Below are 14,434 nucleotides of genomic sequence, written 5' to 3'. Positions count from 1 at the left end.
ATTTTTGAGATTTGTGAACGACTACATTGATACAGTCTGTACGCTATCGCACAGACGCACTTTCAAAGAAAGTATAAATTTGGTTATAGGTTTAGATTGATATATCTTCAAACATTGATATTCACATTAATTAATATCATTCCTGTTATTTAATCTGATGATTTGTGAATGTGACTCGGCTACAGCCTTAGTCCATAGTCACAAATAGTTAGATAATAGATAATAAAAGTAATTCATAATGGATTTCAAATTCACAGTGACATGTCCACTATAGCGCACACTCAAGGATTTACGCGCAAGATAAAGTTCAATATGGCGATAAATCATTCCTATATTAGACCCAATTTTTATTTTGTAGCAGTATAAATACTGAAGTTAACACTGTTCGCTTGATGTAAAGCACTGCCAGTGAAATCTAACGCTAATAAAGCGATATGATTTTTCGTTTAACCTTTAACCTAGTTTTACTAATGTATTTACGCATTAAGATATTCACTAAAAATCAACCCTGGCTCAGAGCTGATTATGAGCACTTATTATTTAAACATTATATCAACCACTTCAAAAGGAAATTGACCATGAACAAAGACTTGATAGAAGGTTCAATAAAAGATGCTGCAGGCAAAGCGCAGCAAAAAATAGGTGAGATAGTTGGAAACCCCAAACAACAGGTAAAAGGTTGTAGTGGCACACTAATTTTGGCCACCTAAATAGAGGTGATATTATTGCCTCGTAGATGACTTTAGGTGAAAACATGAGAGCAACAACCAGAAAAACATTTAGTGCTGAATTCAAACTTGAAGCAGCCCAATTAGTCCTCGATAAAAACCATAGCATCATCGAAGCTGCAAAGGCGATGAACGTAGGTAAGTCCACTATGGATAAATGGGTGAGACAGTTAAAACTAGAACGCCAGGGTGGCACACCAAAAGCATCTCCGATTACCCCTGAACAAATTGAAATCCGTGAGCTGAAGAAGCAAATAGCTCGTCTTGAGGAGCACAATCTTATCCTAAAAAAGGCTACCGCTCTCTTGATGTCAGACTCGATGAACAATTTACGCTAATCAGCGCACTCAAGCAGAGCCACTCTATTCTCACAATTTGTAATGCATTCAAAGTGCATCGAAGTAGCTATAAGTATTGGCTAAAAAGAAAAGAACATATTGATACAGACTTTACTATTTTATGCAGTGAAGTGAAGGCCGCACATCGTATTAGTCATGGCTCTGCCGGTGCGCGAACGATAGCGCAATTAGTGACTAACAAAGGGATTGGTCTCAGTCGTTATCGAGCCCGTAATTTAATGAAAAAGCTTGGGTTATTAAGCTGTCAGCAGCCTAAGCATTCTTATCGGAAAGCGACACAAGAGCATGTTGCAATCCCCAATACGCTTAATCGACAGTTTGCAGTAACTCAACCAGATCAAGTGTGGTGTGGCGACGTGACGTATGTTTGGGTCGGTAATCGCTGGGCCTATCTAGCCGTTGTTTTAGACTTATTTTCCCGCAAACCTGTTGGATGGGCTTTGTCATTATCACCAGATAGTGAGCTGACCTGTAAAGCTTTGAAAATGGCATTTGAGTTAAGGGGTAAGCCTGAGAATGTGATATATCACAGCGATCAAGGTTCGCATTACACGAGCTTGAAATTCAGACAATTAATATGGCGTCTTCAGATTGAGCAAAGTATGAGTCGTCGCGGGAATTGTTGGGATAACGCACCAATGGAGCGTTTCTTTAGAAGTTTGAAATCTGAGTGGATACCCGCCAGTGGTTATGGGAATTTTACTGAAGCAGATAAAGAGATCACAAATTACATCACTGGATATTACAGTGAGACCAGACCCCATCAATATAATGGTGGGTTAACGCCAAATGAGTCAGAACGTTTATATTGGAATGACTCTAAAACCGTGGCCAATTTTACTTGACCACTACAGGTGTTCAGAAGCAGATAAAAGGTAAAACTCAAAAAAAAATGGGTAATGTAAAAGAAGCGGCTAAGGATGTCGACAAACATAGTTGATGTAAGAGGTTTTACGATTAAGTAAGCACCTTAAGCATAAGGTATGACTACTTTATGTGAGTTTTTAAAAGGGTCTTAGTCTGTAGTGCTCAAGTCATATTGATTAAGATTTCTGGTTCGAGTGATATCCATAATGTCTAGGAGACTCTCATGACGGTAGGAACAATATTATTGGTTGTTTTGATTCTGATGTTAATCGGTGCGGTACCAACGTGGCCACACAGTAAAAGCTGGGGGTACGGACCAAGCGGTGGATTAGGTTTGGTGGTATTTATCCTCGTTATACTCCTTCTACTCGGTAAAATTTGAGTTATAAACCCTAAGTGATGTGATACCTCAATATTGAGTCGTCATTTCAATGTAAACAAATAATGAGTGATGTTTTTAGTCGTTTAGAAATGACTGGCATCGCTCGTTTTTCTAGCACAGCAGTGCTCGCGGATACTGGCATTGAAATGTCCCATACTGCTAAATGACTTTACACGCGAGATCGCTTGTTAAGGCCACATCAAGTGTCGTCCTTACGATAATGATAAAAGTCACTAAGCCCGTAGTGATACACTTTGCACGCGAGTATTCAGCAAGGTTGTACGAAGTGAGCTAAATGGAGCAATAATACATGCAGAAATGGGTATTACAACAACGGCAGCTTAGTAACTAAAGGCGTTTACTCGTGCAAATCGCTCGCACAAACAGCTAGATTTAATGCTTATTTGTGAGCAATAGGTGTATCTGTAAATAAGTAATGTTTTAGCTGTTTATCAAAGCTTTGGTCTTGCCTCCTTATCCATTCCTGTAGCATTGCAGCATGTTCTTTCTCTTCGTCTCGATTATGTTCAAGTATCTCTCTCAACTCATTATTCTTGCACGCATCAACTCTTTGGTTATACCAGTCTACCGCTTCGAGCTCTTCCATCAGTGATGTAAGTGCTCTGTGCATGTCCTTGGTTTTATCTGTGAGTTCAGTGATGGATTCATGAAAGCCTTCATTCGACATTGGGAGTTCCTCGCTAAATGCTGATGGGATCGCTCACTATAGAGCGATTATGATAATTGCAGGTGATTGTCTTAACGCTATTTTTAACGAACAGACGATGAATGCATGATTCTGCAACATTGACCTTCGAGTGTCTGTTCGATGCCGTACTTAGTCAGAGATTTTTAGGCGGCTAGCTTAAAAGGATGGGAGAGGTCGCAACAATTCTACTGCCAATATTGGTTTTAGTAGGGGGTATTACGTTTTGGATGTTGAATAGTGTAGATGTTCGGATTCTATTTAACTAAATCAAAAGCATAGGGGCGATAGGTGACATAAATATGTGTTTTAAAGACGGTTTGATTTAATTTTTTATTGGTAATTGGATTACTAACTAGGCGAACAGATGAAATGCAGAATAAAAAATGGTACACCCGAGTGGACTCGAACCACCGACCCCTACCATGTCAAGGTAGTGCTCTAACCAACTGAGCTACGGGTGTATCGTAAATTTTAGCTTACTATTCAAAAGCAATTTTAACTTACTATTCAAAAGCGTTGCGCCTTGGAACGAGCGCTATATTAGGGGCATAGCGCAGAGCTGGCAAGCAAAAAAATCAAATTTGTCGTCAAATGGTGAATTGCTGTGCAACTTGTCCAGTGTTTCAGCAAAGTCGCTGATAAAACCGCAGTTTCTTATCCGTTTATACCAATCGTATAAAATATCTGCTCATTCAGCGGGAGTTCAACGCGCTTTAGCAAGGCGAAGGCTTGAAGGCATAGTGGTGCTCTGTCTAAAGCCTTAAACGCAGTATAAAGCTGCGTTGCCATGCCGTTAACATCAGCCGCCCTTCGGGAGCCACACAGGCATCCCACTCCGGTGTTGCATTGACTTAAAAGGGAATGACCATTTCTGCGTCAATGCGCCTTGGATTGAGATGCCTGTGAGGCTCTGAACTGATTAGATATTTAATGTGATTGGTATTAGAGAAGGCATCAAAATCAAACCGATAAACAAAACGGCGAGCATCGATGCTCGCCGTTAATGCTATCAATGATGCACACTATCACCATCGATGAGGCTCAAATGCACGCCATGTTTTTGGATGTAACGCAGTCGAATGAAAAATAGCAGCGCCGCCGAGGTGAGGCCTGCAATCAATCCGGCCCAGAAACCATGGGCGCCCATGGCAGGAACGATATGATCCGTATAAGCCAAGGTATAACCGAGTGACATCCCTATGCCCCAATAGGAAAACAGCGTGATATAAAAGGCACTGCGGGTATCTTTATAACCACGTAGGGCTCCGGCGGCAACCACTTGGACTGAATCTGATAATTGATACAGTGCCGCCATCAACATCAAGCTGCCGGCTAAAGCGACAACTTCAGGATCACCATTATAAAGCTCTGCAATCTGGAATCTAAATATGACGGTCAAGACTGCAGTTGATAATGCAAGGGACAGCGCCAGCCATAAACCCACTTTGGTAACCACTGCGGAAATATCGGCGCGATCACGGCCTAAGTAGTAACCAATTCGGATCGATACCGCGATACCAATAGATAACGGTAGCATAAATACGATGGCAGAAAAGTTCAGTGCTATCTGGTGACTTGCCACCACAGTTGCGCCTAATGGGGCGAGTAACAGCGCGATAATGGCAAATAAACTCACTTCAAAAAACAGCGCCATTGCTATCGGCATACCGAGTTTGGTCATTTTTTTCATCGTTTCAAAGTCAGGACGATGAAATTTACTGAAAGGAGCCAAGGCCGCGAATTTCTTATGCAGTTGCATATAAATAGTCATAGCAATCAGCATGGCCCAAAAAACCAAAGCGGTGGCAATACCACAGCCAGCACCGCCCATCGGAGGCACGCCAAAGTGTCCATAAATAAAGATGTAGTTGGCGGGGATGTTCACTGCTAAGCCGACAAAGCCAATGACCATAGTTGGTAACGTGTAAGAAATCCCTTCACTACAGCCGCGCAGCACTTGATATAGCACAAATGCGGGCGCACCCCATAAAATACCGTCGAGATATCCAATGGTTAAGCGGTATAATTCTGGTTCTAAATCCATATGGCCAAGCACAAAGGGCGCTGATGCGAGGAAAATCATCACGCTAATGCCACCAATGATGGCAAGATAGGCACCTTGAAAGGCCAAAGGTTGGATGGCTTTTTGATTATTCGCCCCATTGTAGTGGGCAAATAAAGGCGTAAAAGCCATCAGTAAACCTTGGACGAATAGAATAGCGGGCAACCAAAGGCTAGTGCCTACCGCAACAGCGGCCATATCAACCGCGCTAACACGGCCCGCCATAACGGTATCAATAAAGCCCATCATGGTCTGAGTGACCTGAGCTATTAGCACCGGCAGCGCCAATTGGATTAAACGTTTGGCTTGATAGCCTGAATTATTCATAAATACAGCCTTTAACGATTAAGCGAGCAGAAAATGTTTACAGGTATAGTTCAAGCCACCTGCGAGGTGGTTGCAATACATAAGAAAGATGGCCTAAATACCCTTGAGGTAGCGTTCGAACCTGATTTGCATGAGGGACTTGCGATTGGTGCAAGTGTGGCAAATAACGGGGTATGTCTTACTGTGACTCAGGTCGTTGATGATAGGGTATTTTTCGACGTAGTGGAAGAGACCTTGCGACTGACGAATCTGGCTAATTTGTCTATAGGTCAAAGCGTTAATGTTGAGCGTTCGTTAACTTTTGGTAGTGAGATTGGTGGTCACATTCTCTCTGGCCATATTCATACCAAGGCTAAAGTTGTCGATATTAGCCATACAGAACAGCATTATGATCTGACACTGGGCATTGAGCCAAAATGGATGGATTACATTTTTTATAAAGGTTTTGTTGGCGTTAACGGCTGCAGCTTAACGGTAGGCGAGGTGAGTGGCTCCGGCTTTAAGTTGCACTTAATTCCTGAAACCCTAAAACTGACCAATTTGAGTCAATATAAAGTGGGTGATGAACTCAATATTGAGATCGATAGCCAAACACAAGTTATCGTTGACACAGTCGAGCGCGTGCTGGCCAGGCGTTTTAACGAACAAGCACGTTAGTTTCATGACATCGCAGCCTTTAGTGCAATCTCGTTTAATAAATTTGCTCGTCGTCCGAGTCGATATACAGCTCCACGGTACGTCTCGACTCATCGATATGTAAGCGTAAATGAATGGGATTACAACAAATTCGACAATCATCGTAATAATCTTGATCTCCGCAGCTGGCATCGATACTGATATCTTGATGGTGCCCGCAGTGGGGACAAGCAATAACTTTGTTCATGACTCTCATGCTGTAACTCCTTATAGCTAATAGAAGAAAGCCACAATAGAACAGAGCCCCCATAGGATAGAGCGAATCGCTCAGTTCAATCAGCACATCTCACACTTAGTTCACTCATCGCACCTATTGTTGTGCGCGTTGGTTTTGCAAACCTGAGTGCTGTTTATGTGCGTCCTATTCGAGTGTTTCTATTTAAGTGCTTCCTATTTGAGTATACAGCAGAGTGCAGTGCGCTGACTTAGACGAAGTCGGTATCAAAATGCAGCATGATAGACCTTCTGGTTAAATGCTTTGCTTAGTGGATCAATAACCCTTTTAGCATCTAGTCCTTAACCGTGACTAACCCTTCCATTTCGCTGCTGTGTAACACGCCATCGCGGGCATTTTGGGTAATATCCAGCGTTAAACGCTGCATCTGTAGCTCAAGCTCACTTTTAATATCAACGAGTAATACTTGAGTATCAATCTGAGGTTCGTTTGTACTTATATGCTGCGGCTCAGGTAAAGCGGCGGCTGTGTTCGTGAGTGCCACAGCCAGTAGAATGCAGTTCAACATATCAACTCCCTTGTCATGTTTTCAGTGATGGCTAATAAACTGGCGCCAGAATAGGGGAGTTAGATGACCGCTAAGTTACCAAGACACTGCAAAATCATGAATTTGCTTTTTGCTTTCAATCCCAATTCTGGCCAATATGCTTGCGCCTTTTAGCTACAATCCCTTAGAATAAACGCCCTGCTACGCAAGGCGGCTAAGACTCCTGTACTGTCTTAACCTAGCGAGCATTTCTCTTACATTAACTAAAACCAAGTGGCCCTACGTGTGGGTCACCACTGGAAAGGACATTTCATGCCTGTAATTACACTTCCCGATGGTAGCAAACGCGAGTTTGCTCATGCTGTATCGACTCTCGATGTTGCCGCCGATATTGGCCCAGGTTTAGCGAAAGCTTGTATCGCTGGCCGTGTTAATGGCGAATTAAAAGATGCTTGCGATCTCATTGAAACCGATGCAGAGCTATCAATCATTACCGCCAAAGACGAAGAAGGTGTTGAAATTCTTCGCCATTCTTGCGCACATTTATTAGGTCATGCTATTAAGCAAATGTGGCCAGAAACCAAGATGGCGATTGGTCCAGTTATCGATAACGGCTTCTACTATGATATCGACCTTGAGCACAAGCTGACTCAAGATGACATCGATGCCTTAGAAAAGCGCATGCTTCAACTGGCCAAAACTAACTATGACGTAGTAAAACGTGTGGTTAGCTGGCAAGAAGCCCGTGATACATTCGCCGCGCGCGGCGAAGATTATAAGATTGCTATTCTGGATGAAAACATCAGCAAAGACGCGACGCCTGCGCTGTATCATCACGAAGAATACACAGACATGTGTCGTGGACCGCACGTACCTAACATGCGTTTCTGCCAACATTTCAAATTAATGAGCATTGCTGGCGCTTACTGGCGTGGCAACTCAGAAAACAAGATGTTGCAACGTATCTATGGTACTGCTTGGGCTGACAAAAAAGCCTTGAGCACACACTTAACCCGTCTTGAAGAAGCGGCTAAGCGTGATCACCGTAAAATCGGCAAGCAGCTCGACTTGTATCACATGCAAGAAGAAGCACCCGGTATGGTGTTCTGGCATAACGACGGTTGGAGCATCTTCCTCGAATTAGAAAGATTCATTCGCCGTAAGTTAAACCAATACACTTACCAAGAAGTGAAAGGCCCATTAATGATGGACCGCGTGTTGTGGGAACGTTCTGGTCACTGGGATAAATACTCAGAAGCCATGTTCACGACCAGCAGTGAAAACCGCGAATATGCTATCAAGCCAATGAACTGCCCAGGCCACGTGCAGATCTTCAACCAAGGGTTGAAATCTTACCGTGACCTGCCATTACGTATGGCAGAGTTTGGTTGCTGTCACCGTAATGAACCTTCTGGTTCGTTGCACGGATTAATGCGCGTACGTGGTTTTACCCAAGATGACGCTCATATTTTCTGTACTGACAGCCAAGTTCAAGAGGAAGTGAGTGCTTGTATCCAGATGGTTTACGATACATACGCCACCTTCGGCTTTGAAAATATCGTGGTGAAACTGTCGACTCGCCCAGAAAAACGTATCGGTGACGATGCGATGTGGGACAGAGCGGAAGAAGCGCTTAAGCAAGCTCTGCGTGACAATAATATTGAATTCACCATTTTGCCAGGTGAAGGCGCCTTCTACGGACCAAAAATCGAATTTACTTTACACGATTGTTTGGACCGTGCGTGGCAATGTGGTACTGTGCAGCTCGATTATGCGTTGCCAAGCCGTCTTGGTGCAACTTACGTTGCCGAAGATAATAGCCGTCAGACCCCAGTGATGATCCATCGTGCCATTTTAGGCTCTTTGGAACGATTCTTGGGTATCTTGATAGAAGAATATGCAGGACGTTTCCCAACTTGGTTAGCCCCAATGCAAGTTGTCGTGATGAATATCACTGATAAACAGGCTGATTATGTTGAAGAAGTCGTAAAATTCTTCAAAGAACAAGGTATTCGAGCGTCTTTTGACTTGAGGAATGAGAAAATAGGCTTTAAAATACGCGAACACACCTTAAGGCGTGTCCCTTATTTGTTGGTCGTTGGCGATCAAGAAATGGAAAATAAGGAAGTAGCGGTGCGTACCCGTGATGGTATCGATTTAGGTAAGATGCGACTTGAAGATTTCGCCACTAAAATCCATCAACAGATTTCGCTCCGTAGTCTCAAATTGTTGGAGGAATAGGTCATAAAGATCAAAAAAACAGCAGGGCGTCAGCCGGCCCCTAATAGAATCAATGAAGAAATCACAGGTGTACCTGAAGTACGCTTAACTGGCATTGATGGTGAAGCTATTGGTGTGGTAAGCATCAGAGATGCTCAGAATTTGGCAGATGAAGCAGGTGTAGACCTGGTAGAAATCAGCCCAAATGCTGAACCTCCAGTATGTCGCATTATGGACTACGGTAAGTTCCTTTTTGATAAGGCTAAGTCAGCCAAGGAACAAAAGAAGAAGCAAAAGCAGGTTCAGGTTAAGGAAATTAAATTCCGTCCTGGAACTGACGAAAACGACTATCAGGTAAAACTACGCAACCTGATACGTTTTCTGGAAGACGGGGACAAAGCGAAGATTACGCTACGTTTCCGAGGTCGCGAAATGGCACACCAAAACCTGGGTATGGATCTATTGAACCGTATCAAGGCTGATTTGGACGAGTATGCGGTTGTTGAATCTTTCCCGAAAATGGAAGGCCGACAAGCAATTATGGTGCTAGCGCCTAAAAAGAAATAAGTAGGGCAAAACTTAAAGTAGCAAAGGTCTATGGCCTTTGCTCGCCTTGCTTTTTATTAAACATCCCAATGCGGAGTTTTAGAAATGCCTAAAATGAAAACAGACAAGGGTGTAGCGAAGCGTTTTAAGAAAACCGCTAATGGTTTCAAGCGCAAGCAAGCACACTTACGTCACATTTTGACGAAAAAAAGCACTAAACGTAAACGTCACTTACGTGCCAAATGTTTAGTATCAAAAGCTGACGTTCCAGCAATCGCGCGTCAATTACCTTACGCTTAATTTAGGAGTTTAGAAAATGCCAAGAGTTAAGCGTGGTGTAACCGCTCGTGCTCGTCACAAGAAAGTTTTAAAACTAGCTAAAGGTTATTATGGCGCTCGTAGCCGTACTTACCGTGTTGCTGTTCAAGCAGTAACTAAAGCTGGTCAATATGCTTATCGTGACCGTCGTCAGAAAAAACGTCAATTCCGTCAACTTTGGATTGCACGTATTAATGCTGCCGCTCGTCAAAATGGTCTGTCTTACAGCCGTTTCATCAACGGTCTGAAAAAGGCGTCTATCGAAATCGATCGTAAGATTTTGGCTGACATCGCTGTATTCGACAAAGTTGTATTTGCAACTTTAGTTGAAAAAGCAAAAGAAGCGTTAAACTAAGAAATTAGTTTGTTGCTGTAGAGAAGGGACCATTTGGTCCCTTTTTTTGTGCGCCATTTTTGACTTAACCCAATGATGTTATTTACTTAAACACTTATAAGCGCTCATTTGACTGGTACAAGATTAAGCATCGTGAAGGAAAAACATGTGCACGCGTGAACAGTGCTGATTGGCAAGCTCACAAAATTTTTTGTAATCGCTTAAGGATTTTGGGCTAAAAAAATAGCAGGCTAAGCCTGCTATTCGTTGAAAAATCGAGTCTAGTTACTTCTTAGCGTCTAAATAACGCTCTGCATCGAGTGCGGCCATACAGCCTGTGCCCGCAGAAGTAATCGCTTGACGATAATGTTGGTCCATCACATCACCACAAGCATAAACACCTTCGATACTGGTTTGCGTGGCGTTACCTTGCAACCCGCTCTGTACTTTTAAATAACCGTGGTTCATTTCCAACTGGCCTTCAAAAATACCGGTATTAGGGCTGTGACCAATGGCGACGAACACACCAGCAACGGCTAAGTCAGTAATAGAGCCATCTTTAGTGCTCTTCATCTTCAGGCCGTTTACACCCATAGCATCACCAACCACTTCATCCATGGTTTGATCTAAGTGAAGGATGATGTTGCCATTGGCAACTTTGTCCATCAGACGGTCGATCAGAATTTTTTCTGAGCGGAAGGTGTCACGACGGTGGATCAGATGCACTTCAGCGGCAATATTGCTTAAGTACAATGCTTCTTCAACGGCAGTGTTACCGCCACCGATCACAGCGACCTTTTGATTGCGATAGAAGAAACCATCACAGGTCGCACAGGCTGATACGCCGCGGCCCTTGAATGCTTCTTCTGACTCTAATCCTAAGTAACGGGCAGAAGCGCCAGTTGCGATGATCAACGCATCACAGGTGTACTCGCCGTTATCGCCTTTCAAACGGAAAGGGCGCTCAGTTAGAGTCACTTCGTTGATGTGATCGAACAAGATTTCAGTATCGAACTTTTCAGCATGCTTCTGCATACGTTCCATCAGCGCTGGACCGGTTAAGTCATCCGCATCACCTGGCCAGTTTTCAACTTCAGTCGTAGTGGTTAATTGACCACCTTGCTGCATACCTGTGATCATCACAGGTTTTAAATTAGCACGCGCAGCATAAACGGCTGCGGTATATCCTGCTGGGCCTGAACCCAAAATCAATAAGTTACAATGTCTGACCTGGCTCATTTTTATCTCCGTGCCTTTAGCAAATTGCAAGGATTGTAGGGAATTTACCTGTAGGGGTAAAGTGTTGGAGGGTGATTCTTTTAGATTGCGCTAATCGAGTCAGTGCGCTTTGGTATTCAGAGTGTCAGTTTTACTTTACTGTGGCGAAATAAACACCTTGAGAGGGCATCACTAGCGAAAGCACGGGACAAGTTTGCATACGGGAGAGATTATCGATTCTCATGCTTGAGCTTTGGTTCTGGCCAATAAAAAATCGGCCTCAACAGAGTCGAGGCCGATTTGGATCATTAGCTAGGTAAAACAAACGCAATGTTCCACCGAAAGCTTAAGCTAATTCCACGCTTATGCCAGTAATGAAACTGGAGAGGTGAACGCTAAGTTCAGGGCGTGAGCCACTTCCTTACAGACTACTTTACCGTGCATCACGTTTAAGCCATTCAATAAGTGCTTGTCTTGCAACAGCGCTTCTTTATAGCCTAAGTTAGCTAACTTAAGAATATACGGTAGAGTTGCATTGTTAAGGGCGAAAGTGGAAGTGCGAGCAACCGCACCAGGCATGTTCGCCACACAGTAATGCACAACATCATCAACAATATAAGTCGGATCTTGGTGAGTCGTTGCGTGTGAAGTTTCAACACAACCGCCTTGATCAATTGCTACGTCAACAATGGCACTGCCCGGCTTCATACGTGAAATCATGCTACGGGTAACCAATTTAGGTGCCGCAGCACCTGGGATCAGTACGCCACCGATCACAAGATCAGCTTCAATAACATGACGTTCAATCGCATCAGCGGTAGAGTAAATGGCTTTTACGGCAGAGCCGAATTGCACATTTAAACGACGTAGTGCATCAATACTGCGATCAAGTACTACAACATCAGCGCCTAAACCAACAGCCATTTGAGCTGCGTTAGTACCAACCATGCCGCCACCAATGATAACGACTTTAGCTGGTTCAACCCCTGGTACGCCGCCCAGTAACATACCGCGACCACCAGAAGATTTCTCTAATGCCATAGCGCCAGCTTGGATTGACATACGGCCAGCAACTTCTGACATTGGGGCAAGTAGGGGCAAGCCACCACGGTCGTCAGTCACAGTTTCGTAAGCGATACATACGGCACCACTTTTAATTAAATCTTCAGTTTGCGGTAAATCTGGCGCAAGATGCAGATAAGTAAATAAAATCTGATCGTGACGCAACATAGCGCGTTCAACTGCTTGAGGCTCTTTTACTTTTACAATCATCTGCGCTTTAGCAAAAACTTCAGCAGCAGTCGCTGAAATTGTGGCGCCAGCATCAATATAATCTTGATCTGAAAAACCAATACCTGTGCCAGCATTTGTTTCTACAAAAACTTCGTGACCTTTGATCGCTAACTCGCGAACGCTAGAAGGAACCATACCGACACGATATTCGTGGTTTTTAATTTCCTTGGGAACACCAATAATCATCTTTGAGCCTCAATTGCCTGAAAACCCACTTTTAATGGGCATAATTGTTATTTTATCGTGACCTGAACGTGATTAATTCAGGGATATCTAGTATAGTATCGGCGACGCAGTTTATGCTGCTGAACTTTCGGCATACGTAGAATAAAATGTTGTTTTAGTGATAAAGCAAGGTTAAATAAATGGCATATAATAAAAAGAGTCCTGTAAAAGACTTGGATCGCATCGATCGCAACATTCTTAATGAATTACAACTTGATGGCCGCATTTCTAATGTGGAATTATCAAAAAGAGTTGGACTTAGTCCAACTCCGTGTTTAGAAAGAGTGAAACGACTCGAAAAGCAAGGTTATATCAATGGCTATACCGCATTGGTCAATCCTCATTTCCTGGGTGCATCCCTACTGGTATTCGTGGAAATCACCTTAAGCCGTGATACTCCCGAAGTGTTTGATAAGTTTAACCGTGCAGTACAGTTACTCGACGACATTCAAGAGTGTCATCTGGTTTCAGGCGATTTTGACTACTTACTGAAAACTCGTGTTTCAGATATGTCGGCTTATCGTCGCTTGTTAGGTGAAACCTTGTTGAAATTACCTTCTGTTTCCGACACGCGGACTTATGTCGTGATGGAAGAGGTTAAACACACCAGTCGCGTAGCGATAAATCATCTACTCTCAGATATCTAAATTACCCTGATTGTTTGGTTTTACAATAAGGGGCCTAGGCCCCTTATTTATTGTTTAAGTCAGCACAACTATCCCGTTTAACATCTACTACAACTAACCTTGTCATTGCCCTTAAGTTCGCCAACTTAGGGGCTTATTTTTGTGGCATTTTTAAGCAGAGTTGTTAACGGAAGTGTTTGTGTAATAACTCATTCCTCTCCAAAAGCACACTTAAACACCCCAATAGGTTAATTTTTGCCAATCATGGCCAATTCTGCACAGAAAAACAGGCTAATGTGCTCCACATTTAGTGGGATTCTGGTATCGTTAGGCCACCTGTTTTCACTTTTTATGGATTACGTCGTTTGTCTCAAGGAAATAGTGTACGCACGCTCACTGGCCTGCAACGTCTGCTGGAAGGCGGACTCATCATTTGTTGTGTCCTCGCCACTTATATTTTACTCGCATTGACGAGTTTTAGTCCGTCTGATCCTGGTTGGAGTCAGTCGCATTTTCAAGGCGATATTAAAAACTGGACCGGAGCAGTAGGGGCTTGGATTGCCGATATTCTGTTATATTTCTTCGGCGTCACGGCTTACATCATGCCAATCATTGTCGCGTCGACCGGCTGGCTGCTGTTCAAACGCGCCCATCATTTGCTCGAAGTTGATTACTTTTCAGTGGCCCTGAGATTGATTGGATTTTTGCTGATCATCCTTGGGTTTTCTGCGTTGGCGAGTATGAACGCTAACAACATCTACGAGTTTTCGGCAGGCGGAGTGGCGGGCGATGTGATCGGCCA

Annotated in this window: 16 protein-coding genes and 1 tRNA gene; 10 read left to right on the top strand and 7 right to left on the bottom strand. The window is 43.5% G+C overall.

Features of this window, described 5'->3' with window-relative positions:
- Positions 1-578 precede the first annotated feature (578 nt).
- The 3 genes from BM607_RS22090 to BM607_RS05750 all read left to right on the top strand — a co-directional run bounded on the left by BM607_RS22090 (position 579) and on the right by BM607_RS05750 (position 2,336).
- Complete coding sequence (locus BM607_RS22090; protein ID WP_249269556.1) at positions 579-710, top strand: CsbD family protein; 132 nt, start codon at positions 579-581, stop codon at positions 708-710.
- 44 nt (positions 711-754) lie between these two features.
- Positions 755-1,932, top strand: a protein-coding gene (locus BM607_RS05760; protein ID WP_087486472.1) for an IS3-like element ISSba5 family transposase whose coding sequence is annotated in 2 segments (ribosomal slippage) — positions 755-1,013 and positions 1,013-1,932 — 1,179 coding nt in all. Because the reading frame shifts where the segments join, the coding sequence is not laid out codon by codon here.
- Positions 1,933-2,177: 245 nt separating this feature from the next.
- The gene (locus BM607_RS05750; RefSeq protein ID WP_006081661.1) at positions 2,178-2,336 is read left to right on the top strand and encodes a DUF3309 family protein; all 159 of its coding nucleotides are present in this window, start codon (positions 2,178-2,180) and stop codon (positions 2,334-2,336) included.
- A 400-nt stretch (positions 2,337-2,736) separates the two neighbouring features.
- Here the strand turns inward: BM607_RS05750 and BM607_RS05745 are convergent, their stop codons facing one another.
- The 3 genes from BM607_RS05745 to BM607_RS05735 all read right to left on the bottom strand — a co-directional run bounded on the left by BM607_RS05745 (position 2,737) and on the right by BM607_RS05735 (position 5,434).
- Positions 2,737-3,024 (bottom strand): encapsulin-associated ferritin-like protein, encoded by a 288-nt coding sequence (locus BM607_RS05745; protein WP_012587635.1) that lies wholly within the window; start codon positions 3,022-3,024, stop codon positions 2,737-2,739.
- A gap of 405 nt (positions 3,025-3,429) precedes the next feature.
- Positions 3,430-3,506 (bottom strand) — tRNA-Val (locus tag BM607_RS05740).
- 548 nt (positions 3,507-4,054) lie between these two features.
- On the bottom strand, positions 4,055-5,434 hold the full coding sequence (locus BM607_RS05735) for an MATE family efflux transporter (RefSeq protein ID WP_071939864.1): 1,380 nt from the start codon (positions 5,432-5,434) through the stop codon (positions 4,055-4,057).
- Between the two features lie 33 nt (positions 5,435-5,467).
- Between BM607_RS05735 and BM607_RS05730 the strand changes: the two genes are divergently transcribed.
- Entirely contained in the window at positions 5,468-6,091 is a 624-nt protein-coding gene (locus BM607_RS05730) for a riboflavin synthase subunit alpha (protein WP_071939863.1), read from the top strand.
- Between the two features lie 34 nt (positions 6,092-6,125).
- Here the strand turns inward: BM607_RS05730 and BM607_RS05725 are convergent, their stop codons facing one another.
- On the bottom strand, positions 6,126-6,326 hold the full coding sequence (locus tag BM607_RS05725; protein ID WP_028759934.1) for a CPXCG motif-containing cysteine-rich protein: 201 nt from the start codon (positions 6,324-6,326) through the stop codon (positions 6,126-6,128).
- 313 nt (positions 6,327-6,639) lie between these two features.
- On the bottom strand, positions 6,640-6,873 hold the full coding sequence (locus tag BM607_RS05720; RefSeq protein ID WP_012587683.1) for a hypothetical protein: 234 nt from the start codon (positions 6,871-6,873) through the stop codon (positions 6,640-6,642).
- A 291-nt stretch (positions 6,874-7,164) separates the two neighbouring features.
- On the opposite strand from BM607_RS05720, the gene thrS reads away from it, so the two are divergent.
- From thrS to rplT, 4 genes are all read left to right on the top strand, one after another.
- The gene (thrS, locus tag BM607_RS05715) at positions 7,165-9,093 is read left to right on the top strand and encodes a threonine--tRNA ligase (protein WP_011846833.1); all 1,929 of its coding nucleotides are present in this window, start codon (positions 7,165-7,167) and stop codon (positions 9,091-9,093) included.
- 3 nt (positions 9,094-9,096) lie between these two features.
- Complete coding sequence (gene infC, locus BM607_RS05710; protein WP_012089240.1) at positions 9,097-9,639, top strand: translation initiation factor IF-3; 543 nt, start codon at positions 9,097-9,099, stop codon at positions 9,637-9,639.
- Positions 9,640-9,723: 84 nt separating this feature from the next.
- Positions 9,724-9,918: a 50S ribosomal protein L35 gene (gene rpmI / locus BM607_RS05705; protein ID WP_006081653.1), complete on the top strand. Its 195-nt coding sequence runs from the start codon at positions 9,724-9,726 to the stop codon at positions 9,916-9,918.
- Between the two features lie 16 nt (positions 9,919-9,934).
- On the top strand, positions 9,935-10,291 hold the full coding sequence (gene rplT, locus BM607_RS05700) for a 50S ribosomal protein L20 (RefSeq protein ID WP_006081652.1): 357 nt from the start codon (positions 9,935-9,937) through the stop codon (positions 10,289-10,291).
- A gap of 264 nt (positions 10,292-10,555) precedes the next feature.
- Here rplT and trxB read toward each other — a convergent pair whose 3' ends face one another.
- A complete protein-coding gene (gene trxB, locus BM607_RS05695; RefSeq protein WP_011846834.1) occupies positions 10,556-11,509 on the bottom strand; it encodes a thioredoxin-disulfide reductase in 954 nt (317 codons plus the stop codon).
- 342 nt (positions 11,510-11,851) lie between these two features.
- Positions 11,852-12,967 carry an alanine dehydrogenase gene (ald, locus tag BM607_RS05690; RefSeq protein WP_071939862.1) on the bottom strand — a complete coding sequence of 372 codons (1,116 nt, stop codon included), beginning with the start codon at positions 12,965-12,967 and terminating at the stop codon, positions 11,852-11,854.
- 179 nt (positions 12,968-13,146) lie between these two features.
- Here ald and lrp point away from each other — a divergent pair, with 179 nt between their 5' ends.
- Both lrp and BM607_RS22085 read left to right on the top strand, forming a co-directional pair.
- The gene (gene lrp / locus BM607_RS05685; RefSeq protein WP_006081649.1) at positions 13,147-13,653 is read left to right on the top strand and encodes a leucine-responsive transcriptional regulator Lrp; all 507 of its coding nucleotides are present in this window, start codon (positions 13,147-13,149) and stop codon (positions 13,651-13,653) included.
- A 344-nt stretch (positions 13,654-13,997) separates the two neighbouring features.
- The coding region (locus BM607_RS22085) for a DNA translocase FtsK 4TM domain-containing protein (RefSeq protein WP_249269555.1) at positions 13,998-14,434 on the top strand (437 nt) is incomplete at its 3' end.

The organism is Shewanella sp. SACH, assembly GCF_001887095.2.
Lineage (GTDB): Bacteria > Pseudomonadota > Gammaproteobacteria > Enterobacterales > Shewanellaceae > Shewanella > Shewanella baltica.
The sequence above is the reverse complement of the archived record's forward strand: the minus strand, read 5'-3'. Positions and strand labels throughout refer to the sequence as shown.